This window comes from Anaerosinus sp. (genome assembly GCF_965318445.1).
This window is the reverse complement of the sequence record NZ_CBDNNH010000017.1, coordinates 26,101-39,589: the sequence shown is the minus strand read 5'-3', so window position 1 is coordinate 39,589 and position 13,489 is coordinate 26,101. Positions and strand designations below refer to the sequence as shown.

Annotated in this window: 11 protein-coding genes; 1 reads left to right on the top strand and 10 read right to left on the bottom strand. The window is 36.2% G+C overall.

What is annotated here, in order from left to right; translation table 11 throughout:
- Positions 1 to 7 precede the first annotated feature (7 nt).
- From panD to ACWZFG_RS07900, 6 genes are all read right to left on the bottom strand, one after another.
- Positions 8 to 403, bottom strand: coding sequence for an aspartate 1-decarboxylase (gene panD, locus ACWZFG_RS07925; protein WP_418626512.1), 396 nt, complete (start codon positions 401 to 403; stop codon positions 8 to 10).
- Positions 403 to 1,254 carry a pantoate--beta-alanine ligase gene (panC, locus tag ACWZFG_RS07920; RefSeq protein WP_418626517.1) on the bottom strand — a complete coding sequence of 284 codons (852 nt, stop codon included), beginning with the start codon at positions 1,252 to 1,254 and terminating at the stop codon, positions 403 to 405. The genes panD and panC overlap by 1 nt, the downstream gene beginning before the upstream one ends.
- A 22-nt stretch (positions 1,255 to 1,276) precedes the next feature.
- Positions 1,277 to 2,107, bottom strand: coding sequence for a 3-methyl-2-oxobutanoate hydroxymethyltransferase (panB, locus tag ACWZFG_RS07915; RefSeq protein WP_418626513.1), 831 nt, complete (start codon positions 2,105 to 2,107; stop codon positions 1,277 to 1,279).
- A 374-nt stretch (positions 2,108 to 2,481) separates the two neighbouring features.
- The gene (locus tag ACWZFG_RS07910) at positions 2,482 to 3,120 is read right to left on the bottom strand and encodes a hypothetical protein (protein WP_418626514.1); all 639 of its coding nucleotides are present in this window, start codon (positions 3,118 to 3,120) and stop codon (positions 2,482 to 2,484) included.
- 193 nt (positions 3,121 to 3,313) lie between these two features.
- On the bottom strand, positions 3,314 to 5,035 hold the full coding sequence (locus ACWZFG_RS07905; protein ID WP_418626515.1) for a methyl-accepting chemotaxis protein: 1,722 nt from the start codon (positions 5,033 to 5,035) through the stop codon (positions 3,314 to 3,316).
- A gap of 248 nt (positions 5,036 to 5,283) precedes the next feature.
- Positions 5,284 to 6,987 carry a diguanylate cyclase gene (locus tag ACWZFG_RS07900; protein WP_455577372.1) on the bottom strand — a complete coding sequence of 568 codons (1,704 nt, stop codon included), beginning with the start codon at positions 6,985 to 6,987 and terminating at the stop codon, positions 5,284 to 5,286.
- A gap of 539 nt (positions 6,988 to 7,526) precedes the next feature.
- Here ACWZFG_RS07900 and ACWZFG_RS07895 point away from each other — a divergent pair.
- The gene (locus ACWZFG_RS07895; RefSeq protein WP_418626869.1) at positions 7,527 to 9,188 is read left to right on the top strand and encodes a ribonuclease J; all 1,662 of its coding nucleotides are present in this window, start codon (positions 7,527 to 7,529) and stop codon (positions 9,186 to 9,188) included.
- A 52-nt stretch (positions 9,189 to 9,240) separates the two neighbouring features.
- Here ACWZFG_RS07895 and ACWZFG_RS07890 read toward each other — a convergent pair whose 3' ends face one another.
- From ACWZFG_RS07890 to iorA, 4 genes are read right to left on the bottom strand one after another with little or no spacing between them, the layout of a single operon-like run.
- Positions 9,241 to 9,663 carry an ACT domain-containing protein gene (locus tag ACWZFG_RS07890; protein ID WP_418626870.1) on the bottom strand — a complete coding sequence of 141 codons (423 nt, stop codon included), beginning with the start codon at positions 9,661 to 9,663 and terminating at the stop codon, positions 9,241 to 9,243.
- Positions 9,664 to 9,681: 18 nt separating this feature from the next.
- Entirely contained in the window at positions 9,682 to 10,980 is a 1,299-nt protein-coding gene (locus ACWZFG_RS07885; RefSeq protein ID WP_418626871.1) for a phenylacetate--CoA ligase family protein, read from the bottom strand.
- 21 nt (positions 10,981 to 11,001) lie between these two features.
- Positions 11,002 to 11,577, bottom strand: a complete 576-nt coding sequence (locus tag ACWZFG_RS07880; protein ID WP_418626872.1) for an indolepyruvate oxidoreductase subunit beta — start codon at positions 11,575 to 11,577, stop codon at positions 11,002 to 11,004.
- 3 nt (positions 11,578 to 11,580) lie between these two features.
- Positions 11,581 to 13,317: an indolepyruvate ferredoxin oxidoreductase subunit alpha gene (iorA, locus tag ACWZFG_RS07875; protein WP_418626873.1), complete on the bottom strand. Its 1,737-nt coding sequence runs from the start codon at positions 13,315 to 13,317 to the stop codon at positions 11,581 to 11,583.
- Positions 13,318 to 13,489 lie beyond the last annotated feature (172 nt).

The window sequence follows — 13,489 nt, the reverse complement described above, 5'->3', positions numbered from 1 at the left end:
GATGGAGTTAAGAACTCTGTTTATCTATTTGACGTTCTTTTTCTTTACTGCGTATTTCACGCATTTTATTCTTCTCATCTACCATAACGACGATCGGTTGATATTCTTGCGCTTCTTTTTCTTCCATCCAAGCATACGCCATAATAATAACAACATCCTCTGGTTGCACAAGTCTTGCTGCTGATCCATTTAAACAAATGACACCTGAATCGGCTTTACCTGGAATAACATAAGTTTCAAGCCTGGCCCCATTATTATTATTCACCACTTGTACACGTTCATTTGGTAATATGTTTGCCGCTTTCATTAGCGTTTCATCAATTGTAATACTGCCCATATATTTTAAATTTGCCTCTGTAACAGTTGCACAATGAATTTTTGACTTCAATAAATTAAGTAACATTATTCTCCTCCTAGGATTGTATTGTCAATTAAGCGAGTTGTACCGAACTTAACTGCTAATGCAACCAGCGCTTCTTTCACTATCATTTCACATTCTTCTAAGTCAGGGAAAGTATAAATATCTATATAATCAATTTGTGCTAACGGTTCTGCTTGAATTTTTTCCGTTATTAACGCTTTCAATTCCGTTACGGATTTTTTGCCGCTTTTAAAAGCTTTTTGTGCTTCTTTCAAACTTTGCGATAAAACGAGAGCGGCTTTTTTTTCTTTATCGGATAAATATTTATTTCGCGAACTAAGCGCTAAACCATCTTCGGCGCGAACAATCGGCACCATATTCACTTCAACATTCATATTTAAGTCACGCACAAACCTTTTAATCACAACGACTTGTTGTGCATCTTTTTGTCCAAAGAAAGCTTTGTCAGCCTCCGTAATATTAAATAGTTTTGTAACAACTGTTGCTACACCACGAAAATGTCCTGGACGCTTTGCACCGCATAATTTATTTGTAATATCTCCATCTACAGTTACATAAGCTGTATATCCCTTTGGATACATTTCTTCTGCACTCGGATGGAAAACCGCATCAACACCAACGGAGTCTAGTTTTTCACAATCACGGGAAAATTCACGCGGATATGCATCAAAATCTTCATTCGGACCAAATTGTGTCGGATTTACAAATACACTTGCAATAACAACATCCGCATTTTTTTTCGCATGACGCATTAACGTTAAATGTCCCTCATGTAGCGCTCCCATTGTCGGAACTAACCCAATCGTTTTTCCTGCTTTTTTCACTGCTCTAACAAATGATTTAACTTCTGCTACCGTAGTTAACACTTTAATTTTCATTTATTTAACCTCGCAATTAATACAATTTTTCTAAAACCTCATCCGATATTGTAAACGTATGCTCCTTTGCAGGAAACTCGCGATTTATAACTTCTTGTTTATATTCCTCAATTGCTTCTTGCATTAATTTACTCAAATCAGCAAACTTTTTAACAAATTTCGGTGTAAAGTCACTATACATACCAAGCATATCATTCACTACCAAAACCTGACCATCACAGACATTACCAGCACCAATTCCAATCGTCGGTACATGAATTGTATCTGTAATCTTCTGTGCCAATTTTTCTGGGACGCATTCAAGAACCAAAGCGCACACACCAGCATCCTCAAGCAATTTAGCATCATCAATCATCTTCTGTGCTGTTTCCATATCTTTTCCCTGTACTTTAAATCCACCCAATTGATGAATAGATTGCGGTGTAAGCCCTAAGTGTCCAACGACAGGAATCCCCGCGTCAACCATTGCTCGCACTACTTCAATAATTTCTTTTCCACCTTCAACTTTTACCGCTTGTGCACCAGATTCCTTCATGATGCGACCAGCATTACGCAGTGCATCTACAACACTTATTTGATATGACATAAATGGCATATCAACAACCACCATCGCCTGATTTACCCCACGGCATACTGCTTTTGCATGATGAATCATATCATCAACAGTTACAGGAATCGTCGATTCATACCCTAATACAACATTTCCTAAAGAGTCGCCTACTAATATCATATCTATGCCAGCATTATCAACCATTCTTGCCATCGCATAATCATAGGAAGTAAGCATTGTAATTGGTGTTTTCCTTTGCTTTCTTTCCTTTAATGTTGCTACCGTTATTTTTGCCATTTTCCATCCTCCAACACCGCAGACCTCAATTGGAGTTTCGAGATTTTTGCTGCTTCAGGCAAATAAAAAAGCCTTTCGGCAGACTCCGAAAGGCATAGTTATCCTATAAAAAATTCGCCTTCCGTCTCAGTCTACTATAGATCTAAGCGGGTAAATTTTCTTTTAATTTATGAATATAATTTCTAGCAAGCCACAGTACAACTCCAACAAGGATGTTATCTACTACCTGCCACAAATGGATAATAGCACACTCATAAATGAAATACAAGCATTTCATTTATTTAAATTTTAGAAGTAAAAGAAGTTGTAATTTTCATAAAATTGTCACAAAAAAAGTTATTTCTCCAATTAATTATGAAGAAATAACTTTTTTATTATATTTCTTTTCCATCTACATATACGGGATATGGATATAAATATTTTCCCGTATATGAGAACCATTGTGCGTCTTCATCCCAATAAATAATCGCTGTTTCCATTTTTAAATAATCGTTTGCTAAATGTTTTTCGACAACAAGCACCGGTTCTGGGTTAAATACACCATTTGCCGTTTGTTTTCGATAAGCTTGTGCAGGCATAATATAAATAGAATCATATGTATCAACATCACCAAATATTTTCTCAGTTGCATAGGGAACAATTTTCCCATTACATTCTCCAATTAACCAAAATTGCGTATTAATTGAAACTGCCTCTTTTCCACTCCAACTGCTTTTCACATACCAAAAAGATTTACCGGCAACATCGATGCGACGCAGTGTCAAAATCCGCTTGTCATGAATTGTATCCGGAGAATTCTTTAACTTCAAAATAATATCAATTGGCTTGCTTTTTGTAGATTTGTTTTTTACAACAATTTGCGAAGATCCTTCTTCATGATCAAAAGACAGTTTTTCTCCATTAATCCCAGTATAATTCACATTAAATTTTTGATCTTGTGACAACTCGGCAAAACATGTTCCTATCATAAATAGAAATATTCCAGCAAAAATTAAAACGACTTTTTGTAACACTTCTCTTCACCTCTTTTACAGATTTAAACTAATCTTACCTTTAAAATATCATAAATCCTTCTCCAGGGCAATAAATGGTAGGATTTTTGGCGTTATTCAAATCCTCGTTACATTTATCTAATGGGTAAGTTATCAGATAAAATAAACCATAACGCAAAAATATTATGCGTTATGGTTTATTTAAAAGTAGTTTTTATAACTTAAATTTAGCACTTTCCTCATTTAATTCTTGCGCGAGAACTGCTAGACTTCGACTTGCAGAGGCAATTTCTTGCATAGCCGCTGACTGCTCTTCAGTCGATGCAGATACAGTCTGCGTTTCATCAGACATCTTCTTACATGATTTATCTATATCTTCTACAGAAGTAACAATATGCTGTGTTCCATTTGCCATTTCTTCCATCGTCGTTGCAATTTCCTTCGACTGACGATTCACATGATTAACCATTTCTAATATTTTTTCAAAAGCACTACCTGCCGCACTAACAACTTCAGCTCCAACTTTAACTTCAGCAGTTCCTTCATTCATTACAACGACTGCTTCTTCTGTATCTTTTTGAATGCCTTCAATTAAATTTGCAATACGTTCTGCTGCTGCTTTCGATTGTTCTGCAAGCTTTCTAACCTCTTCTGCAACTACAGCAAAACCTTTTCCTTGTTCACCTGCACGCGCTGCTTCGATTGCCGCATTTAAAGCCAGAAGATTTGTCTGCCCTGCGATCCCTGATATCGTTTCTACAATCTGTCCAATTTCTTTGGAATTTTCCCCAAGTTTAGTAACAACCTGTGCTGAACGACTTACAGTCATCTCAATATTATTCATCTGCATTACAGCATTTTTAATAGATTCATTGCCGTCTTGTGCTGCCTTTACCGCTTCGCTAGTTTGATCAGCTGTCATACTAATTGTTGCAGAGGTTTCTTCTATTCCTGCCGACATTTGTTGCACGACATCAGTCGTCACATTTACCGCATCTACTTGATTTTCTGAGAATTCAGATACATGCGTAATAGATTGTGCTATTTGTTGAGTAACTTGAGCTGACTGATCCGCACTAGCTGTCAATTCTTCTGATGCGGCTGCCACCTGACTAGAGGTCTTTTGAATTTGTGAAATCAGCGCCTTAATGCTGCCAATCATACCATTATATTCAGTAGATAATTTTCCTAATTCATCATTAGAATACACTTCTGCCTGTACATTTAAGTCGCCTTTACTCACTGCCTCTGAAACTCGCATAAGCTCCAGAATAGATTTTCTAATATCCCGAACCATAAAATAAGCAACTGCAACCGCAATAATAAATGCAGCTACCATAATAATATTTGAATATAAACTATTCGATTTATAAATTTCGTTACTTTCCAGTTTTGCGGCTTTTGCACCATCATTATTAAATGATATTAATCCCTGTACTTTATTTGCTAAGTCAGCATATACCTCAAATGAACGCCCCCTTACCAAATCACCAGCTTGAATTTGATCACCAGCTCGACTAAACTTTATTACCTCTTTAGAAATCCCATAATAATCTTGATATAATTTTTCAATTTCATTGATAGCTGCTATATCTTTCTCTTTTTCTTCTTGGCTATTATACTCAATATTATCTATCAATTTTCTATACTCTTCAAATTCATTATTGACAGACAAAACATCTTTTTCAATATCTTTTTCAATCGCTGTCATTTTATTTATATCTCGTTCAATCAAATGATTTAGTTCTTCTCTGCGTATTTTATCTAAATTTGTGCCAATATTATTTAATATGCGTGTTCCTTCCATCCAACTATCAGTAATTTCAACGGTTTTACTATTCACTTCTGATAATGAATAGTTTGCAAATGAACCTAACCCAATAAGTAAACAGACTAATACTGTAAAACTAGTAATTAACTTTGCTTTAATTGACATTTTTATCCTCCTTTTAATTCATCGTCTTGCAAATAAATTAATCTATCCTCCTTAGTCTAATGAAAATATAAATATGTTACTTTATTTATATTCTCTTCTTTCCTCTTCTCCCCTCTCAAAATTCGACATATTTTCCCCAAATTTTTTTCATCTATTGTACTTTTCTACAGTTCAAAAATTTTTTTGTACTTTTTACATAAAAATTTTTTTAATTTTGTTTATTATAAAATAAGAGCAACCTTTGTATCTTATATTTGATCTTCAACAATAACTTTGTTTCTTCCGCGATTTTTCGCGGCATATAATGCTAAATCTGACCTCTTTAGGAAATTACCACTATTCGTTCCCGTATTACGCCATTGGCTTACACCTATACTACACGTAATCTTTTCATTTTCAAGCAATATAGTGTCCTCAACTGTTCTTCTTATTAATTCAGCTAGCTGGGAAGCTTCCACCTTATCCGAATCTCGGCATAAAATAATGAACTCTTCTCCCCCATAACGAATAAAAATATGTCGTTTATCCAGCTTAGTTCGAATAACCTCAGTAAATCTAATCAGTACTTCATCGCCTACATCATGTCCATAAGTATCATTAATTCTTTTAAAAAGATCTATATCTATCATAAGCATAGACAATGGAGATGTATTATGACTGCTGAGGGCAACTTCTTTCTCTAACGCTTCGTTAAATTTATTACGATTATAACATTTCGTTAAATCATCAATTTGCGATTTTCGTGTAACAACAGCAATTTCATCTTGTAGATTTAAAGCTAAATCAGCTAATTCTTGTTCTTTTCTTACATTGTAGCTAAGGATTCTCAAAATAAAAAATGCAAATGCAAAAATCCCTAAAGGCGTTACATGCGTAACCCAGGGAACAATTCTAAAATGGGCACCTAAACCATCATACAAAGCAGCTAATGGTAATCCCATTAATCCAATAAGTAACGCTTTGCTGTCTTCGTTTCCCCGATAAGCCGATACCGCCAATTGATATGCTACATAGGTTTGCACAATCCCGCCGCTAATATAAAATGGCGATAATAAGTAATTCATCGTACTTAATCCAATACACTCACCTATAAGAGCAATTAGAGCTAAAGTTATGTAATATGCTACAACAAATTTTATTTTTTTCTTTTCACTCTCTTCAATAACTTCATAGACTGTTAAATTTAAAAAAACGGGCATACTATAGACAGAAAGAAGTAGTAAATACCACCATATCACTGGAAAATTAAGAAAAAGTAGTTTTGTATTTGATGCCGCGACGAGCCATAATGCAAAAAATGAGAAAAATATCATCGCATATACATGTAATCTATAATGTTTATGCATACTAAGGTAGTAACATATCATAATTAAAATCATAAAAATTGTTACCGGAAAAGCAACGACATACATAGCATCGTATTGAAATAGCCTTATTGTCTGACGAACGCTATCATCCAACATCATTCTATCAAAAATCCCCAAACGATCAGGATAATTTGAATACATTTGAAATGTTAAATTTTTTCCTTCATATTTTTCTGGCAACGCGACCATATGCCAACTCATTCCATAAGAAAAGCGTTTATATTGGATATCTCCATATTGATAAATCATTTTTTTATCTAAATAAACACGAAAAGATTGTTCAGTTGTCGTAAAAAATAATAAGGGGCGAATATACTGGCCTTTTGGCAAAGTAGTCGTTAACCATACGACATTCGTATTTACAGACAGCGGAGGTTGTTGAGGAAAGTCAAAAGATTTCCATTCATGATCATTCGCGATTGCAGATTGAAGCCATAATTCTGCTTTGTCTTCTGCTACAAATGAATCGCCTTCATGGTATTTCCATTCACCATTGAGCTCTGAACACAATGCGACACTATAATTACTTAATAAGAAAACTAAAAGCATAATTTTTGCGATTAAAAAAGAATTTTTTTCCCTCATAACTTTCACCACAGTCATTTTCTCTAAATTTTATTTTCTTATTTATATCATATCATTTTTTTTCTTCGTGGAAAATAAAAGAATTTAGGAAATCAGTTTTAAAATTAGGTAAAACTATTTATTTCTAGATAAATATAAAAATTAAGGGAATTCACTTTAATTTTAGAAAAATATAAATAATTTATGCTTTTCATTTGAATTTCTAGCCATAACTATGATACAATCAAGATAATGATTTTGAGCGGATTTTTATTATGTAGGAAAGTTTGATTAGTAGGATAAAATCTATTCGTTTGCTTTATCTGGTAACTAGTCTGTTTTAAGGCTCCCAACTTCTATAATCGGGAGTAAGAGTAGATTGTTCCTGAGACAAGTGCGATTAAGATTCAAGGAAGTTAGAACTTCACTTGAATTAAGTCTTACTTTATTTATATTGATAAAAAATAATAAGCATCATGAATTAAACTTTTAGTCTTAAATGAGCTATTAAATGAAAGAATGCTCATCAGATAAATATCAAAATATTGGAGGTACTATTCTTGGAAGATCAAAACAAATTATTAGTAATTCCCCTAGGAGGATTGGGGGAAATAGGGAAAAACATGACCGTGTTTCAATATGGTGACGATATCGTCATTTTAGATGCCGGTCTAGCATTCCCAGATGATGATATGTATGGAATTGATTTAGTAATTCCTGATATAACGTATCTAAAAAACAATATCGATAAAGTTCGTGGAGTTGTCTTGACACATGGACACGAAGATCATATTGGTTCATTATCCTACTTACTCAGAGAAATCAATGTTCCTGTATATGGAACAAGGTTAGCACTTGGCTTAGTAGAAGGTCGTTTAAAAGAAAATAATGTCGGGGCTTGCAAACTTGTTCCAGTACAAGCTGGTGATATCATTCAGCTAGGAATATTTAAAGTCGGATTTATTCAAGGCAGCCATTCCATTCCAGATGCTTGCGGCATCTATTTCAATACTCCAGTCGGTACAGTTGTCCATACGGGGGACTTTAAAATTGACCAAACACCTGTCGACGGTAAGTTAATTGATATTCATAAATTTGCTGAACTTGGAAATAAAGGTGTTTTACTGCTAATGTCAGATAGTACAAATGCTGAACGTCCAGGATATACTGGTTCTGAAATGGAAGTATCCCTCACCCTTGATGATGCATTCCAACAATCACGCGGACGTATCATACTTGCAACCTTCGCATCTAATGTATCGCGAATACAACAGGCAATTCATTCCGCTTGCAAATATAAACGTAAAGTTATTATTTTCGGACGCAGTATGGTAAATGTTGTGAATATCGCTACACAACTCGGCTATTTAGAAATGCCGGAAGGCACCTTAATTGAACCGGAAGAAATGAATAATTATCGCGAAGATCAGGTTTTAATTTTAACAACCGGCAGCCAAGGTGAACCGATGTCCGGTCTTAGCCGTATGGCTACAAATAATCATCGTACCGTTTCAGTAAATCCTGGTGACACCGTTCTTATTGCAGCAACACCAATTCCAGGCAACGAAACATCCGTATCAAAAACAATTGATAACTTACTTCGCTTAGGTGCACATGTCGTATACGAAAAAATTTCGGGCATTCACGTTTCTGGACATGCCAGCCAAGAAGAATTGAAATTAATGCTTAACCTTGTTCGTCCAAAATTCTTTATCCCAGTTCACGGCGAATATCGTATGTTAAAACAACATGGTAAAATCGCTGAACGTTTAGGAATTCCTAAAGAAAATATTTTAATCGGTGAAAATGGTTGCGTATTTGAATTTACGTCAGACAGCGCGAAAATTAACGGAAAAGTTCCATCTGGTAAAGTATTTGTCGATGGTCTTGGTGTTGGCGATGTCGGCAATATCGTTTTACGTGATCGTCAACAATTCTCTCAAGAAGGCGTCGTTATCGTCGTTGTTACTTTGCAAAAAGAAGGAAATATCATTCTTGCCGGTCCGGACTTAGTATCACGTGGATTTGTCTATGTTCGTGATTCAGAAGAACTCATGAATGAAGCACAATTTAGAGTGCAAACCGCCCTTGAAAATTGTTTGGGAAACAATATTATGGAATGGGCAACATTAAAACAACAAATTCGTGAAGCACTAGGAAAATATTTATATGAAAAAACAGGACGCCGTCCGATGATTCTACCAATCATTATGGAAGTCTAATCCTAAACATAAAAAGTGCAGTTCATTTCGAACTGCACTTTTTTATGTTTATTTAGATATTTTCAATATCTCCAGCATTCCAAATACCGATATTATTTTTTTTAATCAACTCGGCAGCTTTTTCCGGCTCAGAGAACTTGATAACATTCAATGCTTCTTTGCCAATCGAAAACGCATACATATATTCAATACCAACTTCCGTAATGATGTCCTTCATCGCCTTATGTAGAGAGCCTGCCGCATGATCAATGCGAACACAAATGACATCCGTAAGCATTGCCGACATTCCTTCTGCCTTCAGCGCCTTGATTGCAGCCTCAGCATCGGACACAACCATTCGCATCATTCCGTATTCCGCTGTATCAGCCAAGCTAAGCGCGATTAAATTCACGTTATTTCTTGCTAGAATCTCTAATAAATCAGCCAACCTTCCCGCACGATTTTCAATAAAAACCGACACTTGTTTAATAAACATAAGAACTCCACCCCTCTCTTAGTATAAATGTCTCTTGTCGATTACGCGTTTTGCTTTACCTTCGCTACGTGTTAATGTTTTCGGTTCCACCAATTTTACTTTCGCAACGATGTTCAGTGCGCTTTTTAATACGCCGCTGATCTTTTTTGTCAATGCATCTAAATGTCTGATTTCATCGGAGAAGAAACGATCTTCTACTTCTACCTGTACTTCTAATGTATCAAGATTATCTACACGATCGACGATTAACATATACTGCGGTAAAATTCCATCTACTTCAAGCAATGCACTTTCCACTTGTGAAGGGAACACATTAATGCCACGAATGATCAGCATATCATCTGAACGTCCTTTGAAGCGTGAAATGCGCGCTGACGTTCTGCCACATTCACATTTTTCATAAGAAATGCTCGTTAAATCCTTCGTTCGATATCTAAAGAGTGGCAATGCTTCTTTTGTAACCGTAGTGAATACAAGCTCACCCGTTTCACCTTCCGCTACCGGTTTTAATGTGTTCGGGTCAATAATCTCAGGTACAAAATGATCTTCACACACATGAAGTCCTTTATGATAAATACAGTCGCCTGCAACACCAGGTCCCATAATTTCACTAAGCCCATAAATATCAAAAGCATTAATTCCTAGTTTATTTTCCAATTGAAGACGCATATTTTCTGTCCAAGGTTCAGCGCCTAAAATGGCTGATTTCAATTTTATTTTATCAATCTTCCCAGCTTCCTCTAATGCTTCTGCTAAATGTACCGCATACGAAGGTGTACATGCAAGAGCTGTAGCTCCGAAATCTTCCATCATTGTAATTTGCTTTTTCGTATTGCCGGAAGACATAGGAAGTGCCGTTCCCCCAAGGTATTCAACACCGTAATGAAGACCTAGTCCACCTGTAAAAATGCCATAACCATAAGCAACGTGCACCATATCTTCTGCTGTAATATTTGCCATAGTTAAAACTCTAGCTACGCATTCTGACCATATGTCAATATCGCGACGAGTATAGGCAACAACTGTTGCTTTGCCCGTCGTACCTGATGACGCATGAATACGGGCAACTTGTGAACGCGGTACTGCAACTAATCCAAACGGATAATTTCCCCTTAAATCATCTTTCGTTGTAAATGGAAGTTTATCTAAATCTTCAATGCTTTGAATATCGCCAGGCTCGATTCCTAACTCTTGCATCTTACGACGATAAAACGGTACTTGACGATATACACGATCCACCATTTTCACTAGTCTTGCACTTTGCAATACCTTCAACTGGTCACGGCTCATGCATTCTTTTGCTTCATTCCAAATCATGTTTTTCATCCCTCTACTTCATTATTTACTGAATTCATAGCCGATATCAAAGGCTTTTTTATTTAACTCCACTGTTTTCGGCGGTACAATTTTTTCAATAATATCATACCACTGTGCTTTGCTGAAGTTCATATTCTTTGCAGCAATCCCAAGGACAATCATATTGGATACCTTTGGATTACCTAATTTTTTTGCTTCCAAGCCAGCATCAATTGCATAAACTTGATATTTTTTTTCTAACTGCTCAAAAATATTTTTAGGATACTCGTCCATTCCTAATAGAACTGGCATTGGATCAATCCGTTGATCGTTGGCGATAATTACACCATCTTTTTTCAAGAAATGGGCGAAGCGCATTGCTTCTAAACGTTCAAACGCAATCAAAATATCCGCCATACCTTCTTCAACAATTGGTTCAGCAACTTCCTGACCATATCGCACATAGGTAACAACACTACCGCCGCGTTGCGCCATACCATGAACTTCTGATAATTTTACATCATAGCCAGCTTCTAATGCCAAACCACCTAAGATACGACTTGTTAATAAAGTCCCCTGCCCGCCAACGCCGGCAATAATAATATTTTTTACTGACATCAATTATTCACCTGCTTTCCGGATCGCTGAAAATTTACATAAATCCTGACACAGACCACAGCCAGTACAAAGTGTATCATCAATATGAATTGTGCCATCTGCGTTCTTTGACATCGCCGGACAGCCCGGTTTTAAACACATTCCACATTTACGACATTTATCCGCAAGGGCAATATACGGTATGCGTTTGCGTTTATCTAATAGTACACAAGGCGACTTCGCTATAATAACCGTAATTTCATCTTTTACTACAGCTTCTTTTACTGCTACTGTCATCGCATCCAGATCAAATGCATCAATTTCCATAACATTTGGGATGCCCATCGCTTTACACAACGCCATAAGATTCATCATATACGTCGTTTCACCTTTTAGTGTTTTACCTGTTGCAGGATGATCTTGATGCCCCGTCATTCCCGTTGTAGAATTATCAAGAATAATTACCGTACCTGTCGCTTTATTATAAACCATATTCATTAAAGAATTGATCCCTGTATGTAAAAACGTTGAATCACCGATAACGGCAACCCAATCTTTTGCAAACTCTTTACCTCTGCCTTTTTCTATTCCATGCATTGTACTAATACTTGCACCCATGCAAATAAATTCATCAATTACATTAAGAGGTGCCAGTGCGCCCAGCGTATAACAACCAATATCACCTGCCGCATGTATTTTTAATTTATTTAATACCGTGAACACACTACGATGCGGACATCCCGGACATAATACCGGTGGACGCGGCGATACCGTCGCTGGATTTTCTAACGGTAACTCTTCTTTTGCAATCGCTTGACGAATCATATTTGCACTATATTCACCTTGTAAAGTAAAAATCTCTTTACCAATAACTTCTATCCCCCATGATTTCACTTGTTCTTCAATCACAGGATCTAATTCTTCTACGACATAAAGCGTATCTACTTTTGCAGCAAAAGCTTCAATTAATGGACGCGGGAGTGGATTCACAATTCCAAGTTTTAATACAGAAGCTGTCGGTAAAGCTTCTTTTACATATTGATACGGAATCCCACTCGTGATAATGCCAATTTTCGAATCGTTCATTTCTACACAATTCACAGGAAAATCCGCCCCATCTTCCGCAAGGCGTTTATCTCTCTCCTCCACTACTGGATGACGAAATTTTGCATGCCCTGGAATCATTACATTTTTCTTGATGTCACGTACATATTCCTTATCGGAAACATCCTCGCGCTCACATAATTCAACAATTCCTTGTGAATGAGACAATCTAGTCGTTGTTCGTACAATCACAGGCGTATCATATTTTTCGCTTAATTCATAAGCAAATTTGACAAAGTCTTTCGCTTCTTGGCTATCTGACGGTTCAAGTACCGGTACGTGAGCAGCTCTTGCAACTGCTCTTGTATCCTGTTCATTTTGTGAACTATATAAACCAGGATCATCGGCAACTGCAAGTACCATTCCACCATTGACTCCCATATAAGAAAACGTATAGAGTGGATCTGCCGCTACATTTAGTCCAACTTGTTTCATTGATGCCAATGCACGCACACCTGCAATCGATGCTCCCATCGCCACTTCTGCGGCAACTTTTTCGTTTGGCGACCATTCCGCGTAAATTTCATCATACTTTGCAATGCTTTCACTAATTTCTGTGCTTGGTGTCCCCGGATAAGCTGCCGATACCTTAACACCAGCTTCATACGCCCCACGGGCAATCGCTTCATTTCCTAATAAAATTACTTTTTTCTTCATCGAAATAGAATCCTCTCATTCCATTATCTAAAGCTAATATTTTAAGGATAAAATATTAGCTTTAGATAAATTTATCCTTATACTATTCCATTCATTTGTATTTCTCGTCAAAATACATACATATTTTATTATATAATAAATCAAACATAACGTCTAAATGTTTTTGTAAATT